Raw genomic sequence first — 19,688 nt, 5'->3', positions numbered from 1 at the left:
GCCCACAATCATTCGACAAGCGCCTGTTTGAAGAGGCCTGCGGGCCCCTGCGAGGTCTCACAGCCGGACGCGCCGCAAAGCGTCAGCGTCATGCCTGCGCCGGAGGCTTGGGTCACCGCATCCGTCGAGAGGGCGATGACGCCGCTTTCGGCGAGCATCGTCCCCGCCGGGATCCGGCCGACGTGTCGCCAGCCGGTCCTTTTGCCGTCGATCATGGCCCGTTCGACGGACGGCCAATGGCCGTCGCTTCGCCCGACGTGAACCGACAGCCCGTAACCGGCTGCGTCCGAGACGATCTGGACGACGGTGCGCGAGGTCGTCGTCTCGCCCGCGATATGAAGGGCGGAAAGCGGTCTGGTCGAGGAGGGACCAGGTGTCAGACGCTTGGTCGGCCCCGCGGCGCAAGCGGCGAGAGCGAGGCAAAACAAGAGGAGAACGTGCTTCATTCCGCCACCTAAGGCGCAACGCATTGAAAAGCCGTTAAGCCGAGACCGTCACGCCGGGAAAGATCACTCCCCCTGCATTTCCTTCGTCGCGGAAAGCCGCAGGTCCGGGAAATCGCGCTCGATCCGGTCGATGTCCCACTGCAGGCGCGTCAGGTAGACCACGTCGCCGTCGTTGTCGTGCGCGATGTGGCCCTTGTTCGAGTTGACGAACTTCTCGATCGCGTCCTTCGGCCCATGGACCCACCGGGCAGAAGTGAACTGGGACGGCTCGAAGCGGACGGGCAGGCCGTATTCCAGCTCGATCCGGCTCGCCAGGACCTCGAACTGAAGCTGGCCCACGACACCCACGACGAAGCCCGACCCGATCATCGGCTTGAAGACCTTGGCGGCCCCCTCCTCGGCGAACTGCATCAGCGCCTTGTCGAGGTGCTTTGCCTTCATCGGGTCGCCGGCACGGATGTTCTGAAGAAGCTCCGGCGCGAAGGAGGGGATGCCGGTGACGCGGATCGCCTCCCCCTCGGTCAGCGTGTCGCCGATGCGCAGTTGCCCGTGGTTCGGTATGCCGATGATGTCGCCCGCCCAGGCCTCTTCGGCCAGCTCGCGGTCGGCGGCGAGGAAGAGGACGGGGTTGGTGATCGCCATGGGCTTCTTCGAGCGGACGTGGTGAAGCTTCATGCCGCGTTCGAAGTGGCCCGAGGCGAGGCGGACGAAGGCCACGCGGTCACGGTGCTTGGGGTCCATGTTGGCCTGCACCTTGAAGACGAAGCCTGCGACGGTCTTTTCCTCGGGACCGATCTGGCGCGGTTCGGCCGACTGGGGCTGGGGCAGGGGGCCGAAGCCTCCGATACCGTCCATCAGGTCCTTCACGCCGAAGGAGTTGATGGCCGAGCCGAACCAGATGGGCGTCATCGTCCCGTCGAGAAACGCCTGCCGGTCGAAGGCGGGCAGAAGGGCGCGCGCCATCTCGACCTCTTCGCGCAGTTTCTCGAGAAGCTGGGGCGGAACGTGCTCGGCCAGCTTCGGGTCGTCGAGGCCCGCGATCTTGACGCTTTCGGCCCGCTTGTTGCGGTCGGCGCGCGCCATGAGCTCGAGCCGGTCGTTCAGCATGTCGTAGGAGCCGATGAAGTCGCGGCCCACACCGATCGGCCAGGAAGCAGGGGTGACGTCGATCGCCAGGTTCTCCTGGATCTCGTCGATGATCTCGAAGGTCTCGCGGCTTTCGCGGTCCATCTTGTTGCAGAAGGTCAGGATCGGCAGGTCGCGCAGGCGGCAGACCTCGAAGAGCTTGCGCGTCTGGCTCTCGACGCCCTTGGCGCCGTCGATGACCATGATGGCGGCGTCGACCGCCGTGAGCGTGCGGTAGGTGTCCTCGGAGAAATCGCTGTGGCCCGGCGTATCGACCAGGTTGAAGCGCCATCCACCATAGTCGAAGGACATGGCCGAGGCCGAGACCGAGATGCCCCGGTCCTTTTCCATCTGCATGAAGTCCGACCGCGTGCGCCGCGCCTCGCCCTTTGCGCGGACCTGACCGGCCATCTGGATCGCGCCCCCGTAGAGGAGGAATTTCTCGGTCAGCGTCGTCTTGCCCGCGTCGGGGTGCGAGATGATGGCGAAGGTGCGCCTCCGGGCGATCTCGGGCGGGAGCGGGGCGGCGTTGTGCGAACGGTCGAGCATGGGCGGGCATATACGGTCTGGCGCGCGACTCCGCCAGAGCCGGGTGACCGCCGTCGGGCGTCCGGGCGCGCGACGCCGCCGACGCGAACCCATGTTGCGTCTGATCCTCGGGCCGGCGGGGTGTCGCCGCCTCGCCGGTGCAGACCCTTACGCGAGCGTCGACAGAGGAGCTGCGTCGCGCGATACTGCCGGCCAGGGCTTCAACTCGACTGCACCTCGAAAGGATCACCCATGAAATACCTCGCCCTCGCGGCCCCCGCGATCCTGGCTCTCGCCGCCTGTGGGGCCAACTCCGCCAACTTCGGCGGCGCGGACACCGACTTCGACGAACTCGTGAACGAAGCCATCGCGCTGACGGATCAAGTCGACCTGCTCGACCCAACGGATACGCTGGATGATTTCGAAGGGACCGCTTCGTACAACGGCGTCGCGGTTATCGCAGATAACTTCCTCACCTCGGATGAAGGTATCATCGGCGACGTGGCAATGTCCGTGAATTTCGACACGGCAACGCTTTCGGGCAACGTCGACAGTTTCTACAGCACGCCGCTCGACGGAGAGTTGCCAGAAGCGACAGGTACCGGCGTCGCCGTACCGGGTGCGTTGACACTAGCCGCCACGGGCCTCGATACCGCTTTCCTGATGGACGTCGACGGCAACATCACGCTCGGGGGCGTCGGTCAGACGGTCACGGGCTCGCTTCCGTCCGGCTTCCTGGGCGACACAGGGCAACTCATCATTGGCGCCGGCACTCTCGACGGTTCGGTCTCGAGCCCCGAGATGGTCCTGAGCGCATCGAGCGACTAGCCATCCCGCCGGGCGGCGCTGTCGCCCGGCTCGCGTTCCGCGAGGCGCTCCAGCGCCTCCAGTTCGGCGTCCGGACCGTCGCCCTTGAGATCCGTTCCGGCGCGGCGGTCCCAGTAGCCTGCGTTGAAATCATCGCCCTCGATCCGGTGCAGAAGCGCGTGGAGCGCGTCGAACAGACGCTCGCCTTCGTGCGCCTGCGCGATCTCGTGGGCGGCGGTCCATGCCTCGCCCATCTGGAACCCGGAGGCGCGAACGTGCCGCAGGGCCTTGCTCAGGTCATCGCTCATCTGGCCAGCCTGAGACCCGGCTTCATCGAGGTCAAGCCCGGCCTCGGCATGGGCGGCGCGGGCAATTCGGCGAGGATCGCCTCGGCCGCCGTCTCCCCCATCTCGGCGGCGTTGACGAGGCCCTGGATGAACGGTCTGCGGCGTAAAAGGACGGGCATGGCGAGGCATTGTACCGTGCCCTTCTCGAGGCCTTCGATGGTCAGGCTGTATCCGCCCTTTTCCCAGCCGGGACGCACACTGCGCGAGAGGCTGCGGAAGCCGAGGTCGGTCAACCTCATCGGGCGCTGCCCGCGCGCGTCGACAACGGCGTCGAAGCGGAGCATCTCGCCCTCCGAGCCGATCACCGTCTTTCCGCCTGTCTCGCTGACGTCGAGCGCCGAGCCGATCCGAACCAGCTCCAGCCGTCCGGCGTCATGCAGGGCCAGAAGCCGCCGGATCGAGGGGTGCGGAACCGAAGCGTAGCCGTCGGTGAAGATGGGCTTCAGGCTGTTGTGGAAACGCTCGAGGTCCGCCTCGTCGAAGTGCGGTATGAGATCCTCGAACACCTCATGCGCCGTCAGAAGGGCGACGCGCCACGGGACGGCACGGCGGGTCCGGCGGCCCTCTTCCGCTTCGACGAGGTTGGCGCGGGCGTACTCCCAGAGGTCCGAGGACATGCGGGGCGCGAAGTGGCTTTTCGACAGCGCCTCTGGCGACGACAGGTCGACAGAGGCAGCATAGTCGGGGTCCAGGTCGCGCAGGTCTTCGACCAGAAGCGCGAAGGCGCGGTCGAGAAGGCCGGAACGGTCCGTCGCGACAAGGTCCTCGACGGCGGCGGGCGTGAAATGCGCGAGATCCGGGAGCGGAAGCGGGTAGTACCAGTCCGCCTCGGGCAATAGCCCCTTGCGCGACATCATCGTCAGCCTGAACGGATCGTCGCTGCCCCGGACGGCGTAGGTGGTCGTGTCTCCGTCCTCGCCCTCGAAGGCGCCGTGGGCCGAGGCGACGGTGACGGCGACGTCGATGGCCGTCAGCGACGAACCCAGGATGCCGACCTCGCCCGAGAGCGCTTTCAGCCGCTCGGCCGGCCAGGGCGACAGCAAGGCGCTTTCGTCCTCGCCTTCCTCATCGTAGTCCGCCCAGTCGTGCCCCGTGGCGATCACGACATGGTGGAAGCGAGCCTTCTCGGGCCGCTGCGTGCTTTGCCATTCGATGCGAACGCCGTCGCGCGCGGGCACGATATCGGTCACCCTCGCCTTCGTCCGGATGGTGACGGTGTGTCCGAGACCGCGCAGACGGGCGACCACCTCGGCCAGTTCGGCGGTGAAGAAGCTGCCGAGAACGACACGCGGATAGAAGCTGTCCTCGTCGATGACGTCGCGCGTCAGGCCGAGACGACGCAGGAAGCCGTCGTCGCAGGCGTGAAGGTACTTCGCCAGCGTTCGCGTGACGCGGGGAACCTCGCGGCTGGCGATGTTGGCGAGCATGGCGGGATCGTTCGTTCCGTCGCGGTAAGGCATACCGGGTCCGGCCCAGGGCTCACGCTCGAAAAGCGTGATCGACACCGCCTTCCGTGCGCGTGTCAGGCCCTTCAGAGTGTAGATGGCGGTCGGTCCGCCGCCGATGATGGCGATATGGGTCATGCTCGGGATCCTGGGCGGACGGGTGGTCCGGCAGGGTCTTCCCGGACCTCTCTGAAACGCGCCTTGGTCGCGAGGGTTCCGGTCCGGTCTGGTCCTTCCGGCGGGAACGCGCCATGCTGGCGGACGTGTTCGCGAACGAGGGAGGATCGACGCATGGATCTGGGGATCAAGGGAAAACGCGCGCTGGTGTGCGCATCGTCGAAGGGCCTGGGCCGAGGCTGCGCCGAGGCGCTGGCCGCCGAAGGTGTCGAGGTTGTGATGAACGCGCGGGGTGCGGAAGCTCTCGAAGCGGCGGCGGAAGAAATACGGTCGGCTCACGGCGTGACCGTCACGACAGTGGCCGCCGACATCACGACCGAGGAGGGCCGTGCAAAGGTCCTGGACGCTGCCGGGCAGATCGACATCCTCGTCAACAATGCGGGCGGCCCGCCTCCGGGAAAGTGGACGGACTGGGACCGCGACGATTTCATCAAGGCGCTCGACGCGAACATGCTGACGCCCATCGCCCTCATCAAGGCGCTGGTGCCCGGCATGATGGAGCGCGGCTTCGGGCGGGTGGTGAACATCACGTCCCAGTCGGTCAAGGCGCCGATTCCCTATCTCGGGCTGTCGAACGCGGCGCGGACCGGCCTGACGGGCTATGTCGCGGGCACCTCCCGGCAGGTGGCGCACCGGAACGTGACGATGAACAACCTCCTCCCCGGCATTCACGCCACGGACCGGGCCACCGCTCTCGACAAGGGTGTCTCCGAGAAGGAGGGGATCAGCATGGACGAGGCGCGCGCCCGGCGTGAGGCGACGCTGCCCGCCCGGCGTTACGGCACCGCCGAGGAGTTCGGCGCGGCCTGCGCGTTCCTCTGCTCGGCGCAGGCGGGGTTCATCGTCGGGCAGAACATCCTGCTTGACGGGGGCGGCACGAATTTCACCATATAGTCCGCGGGCGCATGCGCCCGCGACGTGAGCGTTCCATGTGGGGAGAGTACATCATGCGACCTGTTCTGATCTGCCTGGCCTGCGGCGCCCTTGCCGCCTGTGGCGGGGGCGGCGATGCGGTGAAGCTGCCGGGGCCCGGCGCCTTCAACGAAATGATCATCGACTTCAACAACCTGAACAGGCGCGCGCTCGACGAGCGCATCCCGGTCGTGGTCCAGCCGACCGGCGAGGCCACCTGGGAGGGTGTCATGGTTCTCGATACCGAGCCTGGGCCTGGCACACCCGGACAGCTCCACTACGGAACCACCTTCGCGCTGATCGACTTCGACGCCGGCACGATCGACGGTGAGGCGTCGGGGTTCTATTATTACGATGAAGCTCTGGGCGGCATGGCCGTACCCGCGTCCGGGATCATCACCTACGACGCGGCGGCGATCCAGTACGACGCCGACGGTACGCCCCTCATCATGGGCGGCGCGCTCGGTCTTCAAGGCGGACCAGAGGTCGCGGTCAACACAGGTTCCAGCGACATCTCTGGCACCTTCGTCGGCACCGAGCGCATAAATACCGGCATTCCGACCTCGCCTGAATACTTCATCGCCGAAGGCGAAATGGTCTTCGCCGATGGCACCCGGCTTCCCACGCGCTTCGTGGACCACTGATAGACAACCCGCCTTCCGATTGTTATCCCGCGTCGATCCCGAGCACTTCGCTCGGGATTGAGGCGAGGGCAGGGTGTCGGAGCAATCCGCCGGATTGACGGTAGAAGGGCTGACCCGCCGCTTCGGCGGCCGCGATGTCGTGTCCGACGTCTCGCTTCAGGTCGCACCCGGTCAGGTAACCTGCCTTCTCGGTCCCTCCGGCTGCGGCAAGTCGACCACCTTGAGAATGATCGCGGGCGTCGACCGACCGGACGCTGGCCGGGTTCTGGTCGACGGGCGCGTCCTGTCCGACGATACGGTCCAGGTCCCGCCCGAACGGCGCCATGTCGGCCTGATGTTCCAGGACTTCGCGCTGTTTCCTCACCTGACCGTCGCCGAGAACGTGGCCTTCGGCCTGTCGGGACCGAAGGCCGAGCGCATTGCGCGGGCCGAGGAGATGCTGGAGCGCGTCCGTCTCGCGGGGTTCGGGCCCGCCTATCCCCACGAATTGTCGGGCGGCGAACAGCAGCGCGTCGCGCTGGCCCGCGCCATCGCACCCCGTCCCCGCATCATGTTGATGGACGAACCCTTTTCCGGCCTCGACAACCGGCTGCGCGACGGCATCCGCGACCAGACGCTCGATATCCTCAAGGAAGAGGGAACTTCGGTCGTGCTCGTGACACACGAGCCCGAAGAGGCGATGCGGATGGCCGACGAGATCGCGCTGATGCGCGACGGCGGCATCGTGCAGACGGGCGCGCCCTACAACGTCTACAATGCGCCCGTCGACCGGATGGCGGCGGCCTTCTTCTCGGACGTCAACGTGATCCGGGGACGGGTGCAGGGCGCGCTGACCGACACGCCTTTCGGGGCCTTCCTTGCGCCGGGCGTGCCAGACGGAACGGACGTCGAGATCGTCATCCGGCCCCAGCACCTGCGGATCGACTTCGACCGCGACGGGCGCGGCCCGAACCCCACGCCCGAGGACGGCGTGCCCGCGCGCGGCACGGTGATGCGCGCGCGCTTCATGGGCCACGAGAGCCTCGTCGAATTCCGCATGGATCACGATGGCTCGATGCTGAAGGCGACGGTGCCCTCGGTCTTCCTGCCGCAGCCAGGCACAGCACTCTGGCTGATGATCCGGCGCGGGCGCTGCTTCGTGTTTCCGGTCACGGGGTGAGGTGGGCGAGGGGCGCTGCCCCTCGCGCTCCCCGGAGTATTTTGGGACAGAAGAAGCCGTCAGCCCGCCGCGAGGTGGTCCGAGAGGGATTTCCCGGGTTCTTCCTCGAAGGTCTCGAAGGTGACGTCGAGCGTTCTCAGCCGGTCGACCCGGTACTCCTCGAACCTCGCGTCCTCTTCGTCCCAGGCGGTGAGCGTCCAGATGCGGCCCCAGTATTCGAGTTGGAGCGGACGCAGCACGCGCGGTGCGTCGCTGTCCGCCGTCGTCACGCGGATCTTGCGGCGCGAGCGGATGGCGGCGCGCAGGGGCGCCATGTGAACGAAGCCGCGCGCGCCCTCGGCGAAGGGATAAAGTGCGAAACCCCGACCGGCGGCAGGCGCGGCCCGGTCCTCGGGCAGGGCGGCGTCGACCTTGACGCCGAGCGTCCGGGCAGCCTCGCGCATCTTCGGGTCGGAGGCCTTGCCGACGACCGACAGCCCGAGGTGCAGCGCCTCGAGTTCGTCGAGCGTGAGGTTCAGCGGCGGCAAGGTGATGGGCGCCGTCATCGCGTAGCCGATGCCGCGCTCGCCCTCGACCGGGACCCCGCCCGCAATCAGCGCGTCCATGTCGCGGTAAAGCGTGCGAAGCGAGACGCCAAGCCGGTCGGCCAGCTCGCGTCCGCGATGCAGGCGCCCGTCGCGCAGGATGCGGATGAGGGCGTAGAGGCGGTCGGCGCGGCGCAAGATGGCTCCTGATTCGCTTTATCCTCAACTGACATTATCCTGTCAGTTGTTTGGGCGCACCGCCGATTTGCTCAGGTTTTGGTGAAGCTCGCAGCGAGCATGCACTTTGCCGCTTTTCAGTCGAGTGACGACTGCCTAAATACCCGGTCGAATTCTCAAGGGAGAGAGACCCATGCTGAACAACATCGGCCTTCCCGGCCTTCTTCTCATCGCCATCGTCGTCCTGGTGCTTTTCGGACGCGGCAAGATCTCGTCGCTGATGGGCGAGGTCGGCAAAGGCATCACCGCCTTCAAGAAGGGCGTCGACGACGGAAAGCGCGAAATCGAGGACACGACCGCCGATGGTGCGCGCGACGTGACACCCGAGACCGAGCGGGACAAGGTTTGAGTCCCGGCTGACCCATGTTCGATCTCGGTTGGGGTGAGCTTCTGGTCATCGGCGTCGTGGCGCTGATCGTGGTGGGTCCGAAGGACCTGCCCGGCATGTTCCGTACGCTTGGACGGTTCACAGGCAAGATCCGCAAGATGGCGCGCGAGTTCCAGCGCGCCATGGAGGATGCCGCAGACGAGTCCGGCATCAAGGAAACGGCGAGCAGCCTGAAGGGCATGACCTCGGCCAAGAGCATGGGGCTCGACAAGCTGAACCAGGCGGCGGACCGTTTCGAGAAGTGGGATCCGGTGAAGCCGACGAAGGTCGCAAAGCCCGTCGGCCCGGAGACCGAGAAGCTGTCTGAGGAGCGCGCGGAGGCTGCACGCAAGATCCGCGAGGCCACGGCGAAGAAGGCGAGCGAGCGCATCGCGGCCGAGAAGGCGGCGGCCGAAGCGGCGAAGAACGCTCCTCCGGCCGCGGAGGCAGCAAAGCCTGTCGCCAAGGCGAAGGCGCCCGCGAAACCGAAGACGCCCGCCAAGTCCGCCAAGCCGAAGGCGCCCGCGAAGCCCAAGGCGGCTAAACCCAAGGCGTCGCCCGACGCCGGAGACCCGGCATGAGCGCCAATGACGACATCGACGACAGTTCTGCCCCGCTGATCGAGCATCTGGCCGAACTCAGGACGCGCCTGATCCGGTCGGTCCTGGCCCTGATCGTCGGCATCGTGCTGGCCTTCACCGTGGCCGAGCCGATCCTCCAGTTCCTTCTGAAGCCGATCGAGGCGACGCTGCGCTCGCTTGGCGACCCGTCGCCGACGCTTCAGTACACGAGCCCCCAGGAATACCTCTTCACGCTGTTCCGCATCTCGATGGTCTTCGGCTTCGGGCTGTCCTTCCCGGTCATCGCGCACCAGATGTGGCGCTTCGTGGCGCCAGGGCTGTACCGGACCGAGAAGTCGGCCTTCCTGCCCTTCATCGTCGCCTCGCCGATCATGTTCCTGCTGGGCGCGTCCTTCGCGCATTTCGTGGTGACGCCCCTTGCGATGAACTTCTTCCTGGGCTTCGCCGACGTCTCGTCGATCTTCGCCAACCTCCTGACCGCGTCGTCGCCCGACCTGCCGCCAGACGCGGCCGTGGTGCCGGAGACCGTCGACGGGGTGAGGATCACCTTCTTCGGGAAAGTGAACGAAAGCCTCGACATCACCTTGAAGTTCATCATGGCTTTCGGGCTGTGCTTCCAGCTTCCGGTGCTGCTGACACTGATGGGCAAGGCCGGGCTTGTCTCGGCGCGCGGGCTGGCGCAGGTGCGCAAGTACGCCATCGTCGCCATCCTGATGCTCGCCGCTGTCGTGACGCCGCCCGACGTGGTGACGCAGCTTATCCTCTTCACCGTGGTCTATGGGCTCTACGAGATCTCGATCATCCTGGTGAAGATGGTCGAGAAGAAGCGCGTGCAGCGCCTGCGCGAAGAGGGAATCCTGGGCGAGGACGAGGATCTCTACTCCGAGGTCGACGACGACGAAGAGGACGCGAAGGCGTGAGCGAGCCGCTGGACCGTATCGCCGCCGCGCTGGAGCGGATGGCGCCCGCGCCCTTGGCCACGCCCGACTTCGACGCCGCCGACGCTTTCGTCTGGCACGTCTCGCCGGATCGGCTCGAGCCGGTCGAGAAGGTCGCGCGCATCGACATCGGCCTTCTGATCGGCGTCGACCGCGCCCGCGACACTCTGCTCGAGAACACGCGCCAGTTCGCGCGGGGGATGCCCGCCAACAACGCGCTTCTCTGGGGCGCGCGCGGGATGGGGAAGTCGAGCCTCGTGAAGTCGGCCCATGCCGCCGTCCTGGCCGAGGGTCTGAGCCTGAAGATCGTTGAGATACAGCGCGAGGACCTGCCGTCGGTCTCGCGCCTGCTCGGCCACCTTCGCGGCGCGCCGGAGCGGTTCCTGCTGTTCTGCGACGACCTGTCCTTCAGTCACGACGACCAGCACTACAAAAGCCTGAAGGCGGTGCTGGACGGAGGTATCGAGGGGCGTCCGGACAACGTGCTGTTCTACGCCACCTCGAACCGGCGGCACCTGATGCCGCGCGACATGATCGAGAACGAACGGTCGAGCGCCATCAGGCCTTCGGAGGCGACCGAAGAAAAGGTGTCGCTGTCCGACCGCTTCGGGCTCTGGCTCGGGTTCCACCCGTGCAGCCAGGATGAATACCTGGCGATGATCCGGGGATATTGCGACGCTTACGGGGTCGAGATCGACGACGAGACGATGCGCGCCGAGGCCATAGAGTGGCAGGCGACGCGCGGCGCGCGGTCGGGCCGGGTCGCATGGCAATATTTCACCGACCTCGCGGGACGTCGGGGCGTGACGCTCTAGATCGAAGGTCGCGCCGGGCCGTACCGGCGCCGTCCTTCCCTCAGTCCAGCCAGGTGCCCAAATCGATACACTCTCGGCTTTCCTCGAGTCCTACCAGTCCCTGATCGGTCTGGGGCTCATCTTCACTCTTCTCGTCGTCTTCATTCTCGAAATCTATCCGCCCGAGGTAGCGGCGGCCGGGGTCGCCGGCATCTTCGTCCTTCTGGGTTTCGTCGATCAGCGGGAGCTGATGACCGTCTTCGCCAACCCCGCCCCCATCACCATTGCGGCGATGTTCGTCCTGTCGGGCGCCCTGGTGCGAACGGGGGTGCTGGAGGCTGTCGCCGACACCGTGATCGCACGGTCCAGGCAACAGCCGGTCGTGGCTCTGGTCGGCATCGTAGGCGTGACGCTTCTGTCCTCGGCCTTCGTGAACAACACGCCAGTCGTGCTGGTGCTGATCCCCGTGGTCATCCGGCTGGGGCAGGCGCTGGGCATCGCCTCGACCCGCCTGCTGATCCCGCTGTCCTACCTCGCCATCCTGGGAGGGACCTGCACGCTGATCGGGACCTCGACGAACATCCTTGTCGACGGCGTCGCGCGGGAGCGGGGCATGGACGCCTTCGGCATCTTCGAAATCTCCGGCGTGGGTATCGTGACGGCCATCACGGGCGTGGTCGTCCTCGGGGCACTTGGGCGGTGGCTTCTGCCAGACCGCACGTCGACCAGCACGGACGGTCTTCTTGGCGAGACGACGTTCCTGTCCGAGGTCTTTCTGCGCACCGACCTGCACGAGGGCAAGACCGTCGCCGAGGTCGCGGCGCTGAACCGGGGCGGGATCCGCGTCACGGGTCTGAGGCGGCGGGGCGAGGCGATCAAGGGCGACCTGACCGAGGTGCCGCTGCTGCGCGGCGACCGCCTGATCCTCCAGGCCACGACGTCCGAGCTTCTGACGCTGAACGACGATCCCGAATTCCGCACCGGCCTGCGCCGGGGCGATCCGGCCGAGGGCGAAGCGGTGGCGGTCGAAGTCATCGTGACGCCCAAGAAGGCCGTGATGGGCAAGACGCTGCGCGAGATGTCTCTCGGCCGGCGCTACGGGATGCGGGTTCTGGGCGCGCACCGGCATGGCCACAATCCAGGCGTCGAACTGGAAGCGGTGAAACTTCGCGCGGCCGACAAGCTGTTGCTCCACGGTCCCGCCCAAGCCATCGAGACCCTGTCTCACGAGACCGACCTCGTCGCCGTGAACCGTCCCACGGGGCGGGCCTTCCGTCGTGGGCGCGCGCCCATCGCCCTTCTCGCCATTGCCGCTGTCGTGGGGCTTGCCGCCTTCGGCGTCATGGACATCGCCGTCCTGGCATTGCTGGCCGTTGCGGCGATCCTTGTGCTGCGCTGCGTCGACGCAGACGAGGCCTGGGGCGCTATCGATGGCGCGATCCTCGTGCTGATCTTCGCCATGCTCATCATCGGGCGCGGTCTCGAGAATGCCGGCTCGGTCGAGCAGGTGGTGGCCTGGGTGGCGCCCGTCTTGCAGACGATGCCGCCCTTCGTGGCGCTGATGGCCGTCTACTTCATCGCCTCGGTGATGACCGAACTGGTGACGAACAACGCCGTGGCAATCGTCTTCACGCCTCTGGCCATCGGGCTGGCCGAGGTGGTCGGGATCGATGCGCGCGCGCTGGTCGTCGCGGTGATGTTCGGGGCAAGCGCCAGCTTCGCGACGCCGATCGGCTATCAGACCAACACGCTGGTCTACGGCGCGGGAGACTATCGCTTCGCGGACTTCCTGAAGATCGGGGTGCCGATGAACGTCATCGTCGGCATCGTGTCGTGCATGGCGATCTGGTTCTTCTTCGTCTGACGCGTCACCGGATTCGCTGCGCCAGGTCCTCGGGCGGTGCATCGACCGTCCAGAAGGCGCGCGCGTCGTGGGGCAGGCGGTCGAGTACTCGGTCGAATGCCAGGTGATCGACGGCGCGCCACACGGCGCGCGCCGTAGCCTCGATGGCGTTGTCGGGCGTGAGGTTGTGGTGTGGCCGCAGCGCCTGCGCCTCGCGGGTCAGGGAGGCGCGGTCGGTGAAGGCGACGGGCGCTTCCGCAGGGTCCCAGTCCTGCACGAACATCGCACGCGGAACGCTCGGCAGCACCTGCGCGACGGCGATGGCCTCCTCGACCGTCAGGCGGCGGCGGAAGGTGCGGAACACGCCGTCCACGGCGGTGTAGGCCGAATTGTCCGAGACGAGGCCCGTCGCGTCCTTCACATCGTCGAGGAACGCCCTGAATTCCCGCGAGGCATGGCGGTATGTCCATGGCATCGGCACGGTCGCACCGCTCAGGTCTTGCGGAAGCTGTCGAGGCTCACGACCTCGCCGTCGCCCTTGGGTTTGGGCTTGCTTCGGCGCCGCGTCGGAGGCGGATCGCCGTCCTCGACCGGGGTCGGCGGCGGATATTCCCCGGCCTCCTCCTGGGTTTCGAACCTCAGCCCGAATTCGACGGAGGGGTCCACGAAGGTGCGGATGGCGTCGTAGGGGATGTAAAGCGGTTCCGGCTGGTCGCCGAAGTTGAGCGTGACCGAAAAGCCTTCATCCGTAACCTCGAGGTCGCGGTACCAGTGCTGCATGACGATCGTCATTTCCTCGGGGTATCGGTCCGAAAGACTGTCGGCGATTTCGACGTCCGGGTGCATGGTATCGAAGGTGATGAAGAAGTGATGCTGCCCGGGAAGTCCGTTCAAGGCGACGTCGTTTAGCACCTGCTGGATGAGGCCCCGCATCGCGCGGTGCATCAGGTTTCCGTAGTCGATCGTCGCGGACATCCCGCCTCCGTCCATGCTGGAGCAAGCATATAGGATTCGGTTCTGAAGGGAAGGTGACCGGGGCCCGGAAACCTTTTGGTCGCGAATTGAGGCTAGGACGGTTCCGAACCCCGAGGTTGGAGCCGCGGATGAGCTTGCGAAACAGCCTGCGCAAGCCGGACGCGGCCAGCTTGCGGTCGACGTCGGTGGTCAGGTCGCCGCTTGCCCGTGCGCTGATCGGCAAGGACGAATTTGGACGCACTGTCGGCCGCGAACGACGAGATCAGGCGCCTCGCGCAAGAGGACGGGCTGACCGGCCTGATGAACCGCGAGGCGCTGCTGGCGCGACTCGACGAATTGACGGCGCAGGGGCATGGCGGGCGGCCCTTCACCCTGTTCATGCTGGACCTCGACCGCTTCAAGAACGTCAACGACAGCTTTGGCCATCATGTCGGGGACGGGCTCATCAAGGTTGTCGCACAGCGTCTGCAGGGGGCGGTGCGATCGGGCGACATGGTGGCTCGGCTGGGCGGGGACGAGTTCGCCGTCGTCATGCCGGGCGTCGCGTCCCAGGGCGCGGGCGAGAAGTGGGCGGGCCGGCTTCTGTCGGCGATCAACACGCCGACCGAGGTGATGGGCCAGCTTCTGTATCCTGGCACGTCGGTCGGCGGCGCGGAGTATCCGGAACAGGCGCTGACGGGGCAGGAGCTTCTTCTGACCGCGGACATCAGCCTCAACGCCGCCAAGGAAGACGGCCGCGGCACCTTCGTCGCCTACGATCCCGACCTGGCCCAGAGGATCGAGGACGAGGAGCGGATGGCGGCCGAGTTGCGCGACGCGCTGGACCGCGACGAGTTTCGCGTCGAGTACCAGCCGAAGATCGGCTTGATGGACGGCGCGCTCGCGGGGTCCGAGGCGCTGATCCGGTGGGAGCATCCGACGCGCGGCAGGCTTGGCCCCGACCTCTTCCTGGGTGTGGCCGCGGAACGGGGCCTGGCGCCCGCGATTTCGGAACGGGTCTTCCAGCGCGTCGCGGCGGACGTGTCGTTCTGGCGGCGCGAGGGGACCGATCCGGGGCCGGTATCGGTCAACCTGCACGCCGTCGACCTGAAATCGCCCGAACGGCTGATCGACCGGATGGAGGCGATGGCCCATCTTGGGCTGGGACGGCGGGATATCGTTCTCGAGGTCACGGAGGGCTGCGTGGTCGGGCGGGGCACCGACCAGGCGTCGAAGCTGATCGCGCGGCTGAGGAAGATGGGCTACGACATCTCTCTCGACGATTTCGGGACCGGGCACGCGTCGCTGTCGCACCTGAAGAGCCTGCCGGTAAACGAGATCAAGATCGACAAGAGCTTCGTGACCGGGTTGGGCGACAGCCGGCCGGACGCGGCCATCGTGGCGGCCATCGTGGCGCTCGGCCGGGGACTGGGCCTCCGGATCGTGGCGGAGGGCGTCGAGACCGAAGCGCACCGCTGGCGGCTGATCGAACTGGGCGTGGGCATCGGGCAGGGGTTTCTCTGGTCGGCCGCGCTTCCGGCCGACCGGTTCGCGCGCTTTGCCCGGGATCGGCGCGCGCGACATGTGGCGCGACAGGACGCGGGGTGAGGTTCGCCGCGGAAGATATTGGGAAATTGAGGAAAAGCGACGGATTCTGTTGCCAGGCTCCGTCAGGCCCCGCCTTACGCCGCTAAGCGCAAGGACTTAAGTTTCGGTGTTGCGCACTGCTTAAGCAGCGAGCGCGACCGGAGCACGGTTGGTATTGGCAACTATGCGATTTGGACCGATAACGGTGGTACCTCACCGGGACAAAGCATACCCCTTTAGACGTCCGTCGATCCTGTTTCGGCCCCAGGATCCCCCAATCGGGATGTTTGGTGGAGCCGCCGGGTACCGCCCCCGGGTCCGATCCGCTTATTACGGGCGCGTTTATGTCCATAGTTCCGTTGCCGGAACACGGAACATATAAGGGCACGAGAGGCGTTAGGAAAGGGTTTCCTTGTGATCGATCCGGCTTTTGCGTCCCGGATGGCGCGCTACAACAGGTGGCAGAACCGTTCCCTCTACGGTGCCGCCGAGGGGCTTTCGGACGCGGCGCGGCGCGAGGATCGTGGTGCGTTCTTCGGATCGATCCACGGCACGCTGTCGCATCTTCTCTGGGGCGACACGACGTGGATGAGCCGTTTCGACGGGTGGGAGAAACCCGACGTGCCCCACACCGACAGCCCGCGCTGGATTGCCGACTGGGCCGATCTGGCGGCGCGGCGTGCGGAGGCGGACGGGCGCATCCTCGACTGGGCGGAGGGGCTCGACGCCGAGCGACTGGCGGGCGACCTGACATGGTATTCGGGAATATCGAAGTCCGAGATGAAGCGGCCCATGGCGCTTTGCGTGGTGCATTTCTTCAATCACCAGACCCACCATCGCGGACAGGTCCACGCCATGTTGACGGCGGCTGGTGCGCGCCCGGACGACACCGACCTTTTCATCATGCCGGACGGCGTGTAGGCCCGGAGGACGCCGAGAGGGAGTAAGCGACGATGTTCAAGGCACTGGTGGTCGAGAAGACAGAGGCGGGCGAGACGAGCGCTTCGGTGCAGGAAATGTCGGAAGACCGGCTGCCCGAGGGCGACGTGACGGTCGCGGTCGAATACTCCACGGTCAACTACAAGGACGGGCTGTGTCTCGGCTCGGGCGGCGGGCTTGTGCGAAGCTGGCCGCACGTCCCCGGCATCGACTTCGCGGGCCGGGTCGAAGCCTCGGAGGATCCGCGCTATGCCGTCGGCGACGAGGTCATCCTGACCGGATGGCGCGTGGGCGAGGCGCGCTGGGGCGGGTACGCCGAAAAGGCGCGGGTGAAGGCCGACTGGCTGGTGCCCTTGCCGGAGGGGCTGTCGACGCGGACCGCAATGGCGGTGGGCACGGCGGGCTTCACGGCGATGCTGGCGGTGATGGCTCTCGAAGACCACGGTCTTTCTCCCGAGAAGGGCGAAGTGCTGGTCACGGGGGCTGCGGGCGGCGTCGGATCCGTTGCGACGGCGATCCTGTCGAACCTCGGATACGAGGTTGCGGCGGTGACGGGGCGGCCCGAGACGGAGGAGTACCTGAAATCCCTGGGCGCGTCCCGGATCGTGGCGCGGGGCGACCTGGCCGAGACGGTGAAGCGGCCTCTCGAGACCGAGACCTGGGCGGGCTGCGTCGACGCCGTGGGCGGCGCGATGCTGGCGCGCGTGCTTGGTCAGATGAAGTACGGCGCCTCGGTCGCCGCCGTCGGTCTTGCGGGCGGCGCGTCGCTGCCCGCGACGGTCGTGCCGTTTCTGCTGCGGGGGGTGAACCTGCTGGGCATCGACAGCGTGATGCGGCCCTACGAGGACAGGGTGCGGGCCTGGGGCCGGATCGCCCGCGACCTGCCGATGGACAAGCTCGACGGGATGATCGTTCCCGCCACGCTCGAGGACCTTCCCCGGCTCGGGGCCGAGATCCTGAACGGTCAGGTCAGAGGGCGCGTCGTCGTCGAGGTTCGGGCCTGACGCCTTGTCCCCCTTATCGTCACGCATAGCCTGCAGACGACAGAGACGGCGCCTCGAAAGGGCGGTGCCGAAGTGCCCCTTTCCCCGTTTTCATCGCCGAACGGCCGGGACATTCCGGGCTTGCGGCAGGGCTGAGGCGCCAATAGACCCTTAAGGAAACAGGGGAGGGCCGCCATGAGCCTGGCATTCGTATTTCCGGGACAAGGGGCGCAGACGATCGGCATGGGCCGCGATCTGGCCGAGGCCTATCCCGCCGCCCGCGCGGTCTTCGACGAAGTCGACGAGGCCTTGGGCGAAAAGCTCTCAACCCTGATCTGGGAGGGCGATCAGGAGGTCCTGACGCTGACGCAGAACGCTCAGCCGGCGCTTATGGCTACTTCGATGGCAGCGGTGCGCGCGCTCGAAGCCGAAGGGATCGAGGTGACGCGGGCGGCCTTCGTGGCGGGGCATTCGCTTGGCGAGTACTCGGCTCTTTGCGCGGCAGGCGCCCTGGGCGTCGCGGACACGGCACGGCTTCTAAGGACACGCGGGCAGGCCATGCAAAGCGCCGTTCCCGTGGGCGAGGGCGCCATGGCCGCGATCCTGGGGCTGCCTTTCGAGGCCGTCGCCAAGGTGGCGCAGGAGGCGACCCAGGGCGAGGTTTGCCAGGTCGCGAACGAGAACGATCCGCTCCAGAGCGTGATTTCGGGCAACAAGGCCGCCGTCGAGCGGGCGGTGGAGCTTGCCAAGGCCGCCGGTGCGAAGCGCGCTCTCATGCTGCCCGTGTCGGCGCCGTTCCACTGTGCGCTGATGACGCCTGCGGCATCAGTGATGGCGCGGGCCCTCGACGACGTCGAGATCGCAGAGCCGAGCGTGCCGGTCGTGGCGAACGTGCTGGCGGCTGGCGTGTCCGCTCCTCACCTCATCCGCTCGCTTCTGGTCGATCAGGTGTCGGGCCGGGTGCGGTGGCGGACCAGTGTCGAATGGATGGTCGGACAGGGCGTCACGACCTTCTGGGAACTGGGCGCGGGCAAAGCGTTGACGGGCATGATCCGGCGCATCGCGAAGGACGCCGAGACGCGGACCGTCGGCACCGCCTCCGAGGCGGCCGAGGCGGCGGCGTCGCTGGCGTCGGCGTAGACAGGAAGGGAAGGCGATGTTCGATCTGACAGGCAAGTCGGCGCTGGTGACGGGCGCTTCGGGCGGGATCGGGGCGGCAATCGCGCGCGTCCTGCACGATGCGGGGGCGGCGGTGGCCCTTTCCGGCACACGGGTCGAGCCGCTGGACGCTCTGGCGGGCGAGTTGGGCGAGCGGGCGCATGTCGTGCCGTGCAACCTGTCGGACCAGGCGGCGGTGGCGGAGTTGCCGAAGCAGGCGGCCGAGGCCATGGGCGCTGTCGATATCCTCGTGAACAACGCCGGCATCACGCGCGACAACCTTTTCATGCGGATGTCTGACGCCGAGTGGGACGACGTGATCCAGGTGAACCTGCGCAGCGCCATGGTGCTGTCGCGCGCCGTCATGCGCGGCATGATGAAGGCCCGGTGGGGCCGGATCGTCAACGTGTCGTCCATCGTGGGCACGACCGGCAATCCGGGGCAGGCGAACTATGCGGCGTCGAAGGCGGGGCTGGTCGGCATGTCGAAGTCGCTGGCCTACGAGGTGGCGAGCCGCGGGATCACGGTCAACTGTGTGGCGCCGGGTTTCATCACCACCGCGATGACCGACAAGCTGACCGACGACCAGAAGTCCGCGATCCTCTCGCAGGTGCCCGCAGGACGCATGGGGGAGCCGGGCGAGATCGCCGCTGCGGTGCTCTATCTGGCGTCCCCGGAGGCGGCCTATGTCACCGGAACGACGTTGCATGTGAATGGCGGAATGGCCATGATCTGAGGTGGAACCGGGGGCCTCCGATACCGTTTGCGTTTCGAACGTGGATGGTATACGCGGCGGCTCATCCCGGCCGGGACGTGGCGTCCCGGCTGTTTTTGCGCCTTCGTGGCGAGAATAGAAGAAACGGGGCGGACCCGAGGTAACGTGAGGAATTGACATGAGCGACATCGAAGAGCGGACGCGCAAGATCGTCGTCGAGCACCTGGGCGTAGAGGAAGACAAGGTCACCGAAAACGCCTCGTTCATCGACGACCTGGGCGCCGACAGCCTGGATACCGTTGAGCTGGTCATGGCCTTCGAGGAAGAGTTCGGGATCGAGATCCCCGACGACGCCGCCGAAACCATCCAGACCTTCGGCGATGCCGTGAAGTTCATCAAGGAAGCTGCCTGACACCCGACCGGGTGCAGTTTGCCGGGACGGCGCCCCTGGGGCGCCGTTTTTCTTTTCGGGGACGCT

The 19,688-nt window shown here is 66.9% G+C and carries 22 protein-coding genes and 1 other RNA gene; 15 read left to right on the top strand and 8 right to left on the bottom strand.

From position 1 onward, the window contains the following. Positions 1–8 precede the first annotated feature (8 nt). Both EF888_RS13380 and EF888_RS13375 read right to left on the bottom strand, forming a co-directional pair. A complete protein-coding gene (locus EF888_RS13380; protein WP_109758120.1) occupies positions 9–446 on the bottom strand; it encodes a hypothetical protein in 438 nt (145 codons plus the stop codon). 63 nt (positions 447–509) lie between these two features. Further along, entirely contained in the window at positions 510–2,120 is a 1,611-nt protein-coding gene (locus EF888_RS13375; RefSeq protein ID WP_109758121.1) for a peptide chain release factor 3, read from the bottom strand. A gap of 231 nt (positions 2,121–2,351) precedes the next feature. Here EF888_RS13375 and EF888_RS13370 point away from each other — a divergent pair, with 231 nt between their 5' ends. Further along, positions 2,352–2,927 (top strand): hypothetical protein, encoded by a 576-nt coding sequence (locus tag EF888_RS13370; protein ID WP_109758122.1) that lies wholly within the window; start codon positions 2,352–2,354, stop codon positions 2,925–2,927. Here the strand turns inward: EF888_RS13370 and EF888_RS13365 are convergent. Together EF888_RS13365 and EF888_RS13360 are read right to left on the bottom strand one after the other, a co-directional pair. Then, on the bottom strand, positions 2,924–3,214 hold the full coding sequence (locus EF888_RS13365) for a hypothetical protein (RefSeq protein WP_109758123.1): 291 nt from the start codon (positions 3,212–3,214) through the stop codon (positions 2,924–2,926). The genes EF888_RS13370 and EF888_RS13365 overlap by 4 nt on opposite strands. Then, positions 3,211–4,836, bottom strand: a complete 1,626-nt coding sequence (locus EF888_RS13360; RefSeq protein ID WP_109758124.1) for an FAD/NAD(P)-binding protein — start codon at positions 4,834–4,836, stop codon at positions 3,211–3,213. Before EF888_RS13360 ends, EF888_RS13365 begins: the two co-directional genes overlap by 4 nt. Before the next feature lie 153 nt (positions 4,837–4,989). Here EF888_RS13360 and EF888_RS13355 point away from each other — a divergent pair, with 153 nt between their 5' ends. The 3 genes from EF888_RS13355 (at position 4,990) to EF888_RS13345 (ending at position 7,590) form a co-directional block, all read left to right on the top strand. Next, positions 4,990–5,769 (top strand): SDR family oxidoreductase, encoded by a 780-nt coding sequence (locus EF888_RS13355; protein ID WP_109758125.1) that lies wholly within the window; start codon positions 4,990–4,992, stop codon positions 5,767–5,769. Between the two features lie 53 nt (positions 5,770–5,822). Then, the gene (locus tag EF888_RS13350; RefSeq protein WP_126918575.1) at positions 5,823–6,431 is read left to right on the top strand and encodes a hypothetical protein; all 609 of its coding nucleotides are present in this window, start codon (positions 5,823–5,825) and stop codon (positions 6,429–6,431) included. 73 nt (positions 6,432–6,504) lie between these two features. Beyond that, positions 6,505–7,590, top strand: coding sequence for an ABC transporter ATP-binding protein (locus tag EF888_RS13345; protein ID WP_241239667.1), 1,086 nt, complete (start codon positions 6,505–6,507; stop codon positions 7,588–7,590). A gap of 59 nt (positions 7,591–7,649) precedes the next feature. Here the strand turns inward: EF888_RS13345 and EF888_RS13340 are convergent, their stop codons facing one another. Then, entirely contained in the window at positions 7,650–8,312 is a 663-nt protein-coding gene (locus EF888_RS13340; RefSeq protein ID WP_109758128.1) for a helix-turn-helix transcriptional regulator, read from the bottom strand. A 172-nt stretch (positions 8,313–8,484) separates the two neighbouring features. Here EF888_RS13340 and EF888_RS13335 point away from each other — a divergent pair, with 172 nt between their 5' ends. The 5 genes from EF888_RS13335 (at position 8,485) to EF888_RS13315 (ending at position 12,895) form a co-directional block, all read left to right on the top strand. Further along, positions 8,485–8,700 (top strand): twin-arginine translocase TatA/TatE family subunit, encoded by a 216-nt coding sequence (locus EF888_RS13335; RefSeq protein WP_109758129.1) that lies wholly within the window; start codon positions 8,485–8,487, stop codon positions 8,698–8,700. Positions 8,701–8,714: 14 nt separating this feature from the next. Then, complete coding sequence (gene tatB, locus EF888_RS13330) at positions 8,715–9,299, top strand: Sec-independent protein translocase protein TatB (protein WP_109758130.1); 585 nt, start codon at positions 8,715–8,717, stop codon at positions 9,297–9,299. Next, positions 9,296–10,219 (top strand): twin-arginine translocase subunit TatC, encoded by a 924-nt coding sequence (gene tatC, locus EF888_RS13325; protein WP_109758131.1) that lies wholly within the window; start codon positions 9,296–9,298, stop codon positions 10,217–10,219. The genes tatB and tatC overlap by 4 nt, the downstream gene beginning before the upstream one ends. Further along, positions 10,216–11,052: an ATP-binding protein gene (locus tag EF888_RS13320; RefSeq protein ID WP_109758132.1), complete on the top strand. Its 837-nt coding sequence runs from the start codon at positions 10,216–10,218 to the stop codon at positions 11,050–11,052. Before tatC ends, EF888_RS13320 begins: the two co-directional genes overlap by 4 nt. Before the next feature lie 61 nt (positions 11,053–11,113). After that, positions 11,114–12,895, top strand: a complete 1,782-nt coding sequence (locus EF888_RS13315; protein ID WP_109758133.1) for an SLC13 family permease — start codon at positions 11,114–11,116, stop codon at positions 12,893–12,895. Between the two features lie 4 nt (positions 12,896–12,899). Here EF888_RS13315 and EF888_RS13310 read toward each other — a convergent pair whose 3' ends face one another. Together EF888_RS13310 and EF888_RS13305 are read right to left on the bottom strand one after the other, a co-directional pair. Continuing rightward, entirely contained in the window at positions 12,900–13,349 is a 450-nt protein-coding gene (locus tag EF888_RS13310) for a DUF2267 domain-containing protein (RefSeq protein ID WP_338143031.1), read from the bottom strand. Positions 13,350–13,366: 17 nt separating this feature from the next. After that, positions 13,367–13,849, bottom strand: coding sequence for an SspB family protein (locus EF888_RS13305; RefSeq protein ID WP_109758135.1), 483 nt, complete (start codon positions 13,847–13,849; stop codon positions 13,367–13,369). A gap of 231 nt (positions 13,850–14,080) precedes the next feature. On the opposite strand from EF888_RS13305, the gene EF888_RS13300 reads away from it, so the two are divergent. Then, entirely contained in the window at positions 14,081–15,436 is a 1,356-nt protein-coding gene (locus EF888_RS13300; RefSeq protein WP_109758136.1) for a putative bifunctional diguanylate cyclase/phosphodiesterase, read from the top strand. A 35-nt stretch (positions 15,437–15,471) separates the two neighbouring features. Here EF888_RS13300 and ssrA read toward each other — a convergent pair. After that, positions 15,472–15,823: a transfer-messenger RNA gene (gene ssrA / locus EF888_RS13295) on the bottom strand. Between the two features lie 33 nt (positions 15,824–15,856). On the opposite strand from ssrA, the gene EF888_RS13290 reads away from it, so the two are divergent. The 5 genes from EF888_RS13290 to EF888_RS13270 all read left to right on the top strand — a co-directional run bounded on the left by EF888_RS13290 (position 15,857) and on the right by EF888_RS13270 (position 19,622). Continuing rightward, positions 15,857–16,336, top strand: coding sequence for a DinB family protein (locus tag EF888_RS13290; RefSeq protein ID WP_109758522.1), 480 nt, complete (start codon positions 15,857–15,859; stop codon positions 16,334–16,336). A 32-nt stretch (positions 16,337–16,368) separates the two neighbouring features. Next, positions 16,369–17,358, top strand: coding sequence for an MDR family oxidoreductase (locus EF888_RS13285; RefSeq protein ID WP_109758137.1), 990 nt, complete (start codon positions 16,369–16,371; stop codon positions 17,356–17,358). A gap of 174 nt (positions 17,359–17,532) precedes the next feature. Continuing rightward, positions 17,533–18,477 (top strand): ACP S-malonyltransferase, encoded by a 945-nt coding sequence (fabD, locus tag EF888_RS13280; RefSeq protein WP_109758138.1) that lies wholly within the window; start codon positions 17,533–17,535, stop codon positions 18,475–18,477. Positions 18,478–18,493: 16 nt separating this feature from the next. Then, the gene (gene fabG / locus EF888_RS13275) at positions 18,494–19,231 is read left to right on the top strand and encodes a 3-oxoacyl-[acyl-carrier-protein] reductase (RefSeq protein WP_109758139.1); all 738 of its coding nucleotides are present in this window, start codon (positions 18,494–18,496) and stop codon (positions 19,229–19,231) included. Positions 19,232–19,388: 157 nt separating this feature from the next. Further along, the gene (locus tag EF888_RS13270) at positions 19,389–19,622 is read left to right on the top strand and encodes an acyl carrier protein (protein WP_109758140.1); all 234 of its coding nucleotides are present in this window, start codon (positions 19,389–19,391) and stop codon (positions 19,620–19,622) included. Positions 19,623–19,688 lie beyond the last annotated feature (66 nt).

The organism is Silicimonas algicola, from assembly GCF_003970735.1.
GTDB classification, from domain to species: domain Bacteria; phylum Pseudomonadota; class Alphaproteobacteria; order Rhodobacterales; family Rhodobacteraceae; genus Silicimonas; species Silicimonas algicola.
The sequence above is the reverse complement of the archived record's forward strand: the minus strand, read 5'-3'. Positions and strand labels throughout refer to the sequence as shown.

What these genes read in the sequence shown, in the direction of transcription:
- EF888_RS13380 (WP_109758120.1), bottom strand. Translation starts at nt 446, where the DNA reads ATGAAGCACGTTCTCCTCTTGTTTTGCCTCGCTCTCGCCGCTTGCGCC.
- EF888_RS13375 (WP_109758121.1), bottom strand. Translation starts at nt 2,120, where the DNA reads ATGCTCGACCGTTCGCACAACGCCGCCCCGCTCCCGCCCGAGATCGCC.
- EF888_RS13370 (WP_109758122.1), top strand. Translation starts at nt 2,352, where the DNA reads ATGAAATACCTCGCCCTCGCGGCCCCCGCGATCCTGGCTCTCGCCGCC.
- EF888_RS13365 (WP_109758123.1), bottom strand. Translation starts at nt 3,214, where the DNA reads ATGAGCGATGACCTGAGCAAGGCCCTGCGGCACGTTCGCGCCTCCGGG.
- EF888_RS13360 (WP_109758124.1), bottom strand. Translation starts at nt 4,836, where the DNA reads ATGACCCATATCGCCATCATCGGCGGCGGACCGACCGCCATCTACACT.
- EF888_RS13355 (WP_109758125.1), top strand. Translation starts at nt 4,990, where the DNA reads ATGGATCTGGGGATCAAGGGAAAACGCGCGCTGGTGTGCGCATCGTCG.
- EF888_RS13350 (WP_126918575.1), top strand. Translation starts at nt 5,823, where the DNA reads ATGCGACCTGTTCTGATCTGCCTGGCCTGCGGCGCCCTTGCCGCCTGT.
- EF888_RS13335 (WP_109758129.1), top strand. Translation starts at nt 8,485, where the DNA reads ATGCTGAACAACATCGGCCTTCCCGGCCTTCTTCTCATCGCCATCGTC.
- tatB (WP_109758130.1), top strand. Translation starts at nt 8,715, where the DNA reads ATGTTCGATCTCGGTTGGGGTGAGCTTCTGGTCATCGGCGTCGTGGCG.
- tatC (WP_109758131.1), top strand. Translation starts at nt 9,296, where the DNA reads ATGAGCGCCAATGACGACATCGACGACAGTTCTGCCCCGCTGATCGAG.
- EF888_RS13310 (WP_338143031.1), bottom strand. Translation starts at nt 13,349, where the DNA reads ATGCCATGGACATACCGCCATGCCTCGCGGGAATTCAGGGCGTTCCTC.
- EF888_RS13305 (WP_109758135.1), bottom strand. Translation starts at nt 13,849, where the DNA reads ATGTCCGCGACGATCGACTACGGAAACCTGATGCACCGCGCGATGCGG.
- EF888_RS13290 (WP_109758522.1), top strand. Translation starts at nt 15,857, where the DNA reads ATGGCGCGCTACAACAGGTGGCAGAACCGTTCCCTCTACGGTGCCGCC.
- EF888_RS13285 (WP_109758137.1), top strand. Translation starts at nt 16,369, where the DNA reads ATGTTCAAGGCACTGGTGGTCGAGAAGACAGAGGCGGGCGAGACGAGC.
- fabD (WP_109758138.1), top strand. Translation starts at nt 17,533, where the DNA reads ATGAGCCTGGCATTCGTATTTCCGGGACAAGGGGCGCAGACGATCGGC.
- fabG (WP_109758139.1), top strand. Translation starts at nt 18,494, where the DNA reads ATGTTCGATCTGACAGGCAAGTCGGCGCTGGTGACGGGCGCTTCGGGC.
- EF888_RS13270 (WP_109758140.1), top strand. Translation starts at nt 19,389, where the DNA reads ATGAGCGACATCGAAGAGCGGACGCGCAAGATCGTCGTCGAGCACCTG.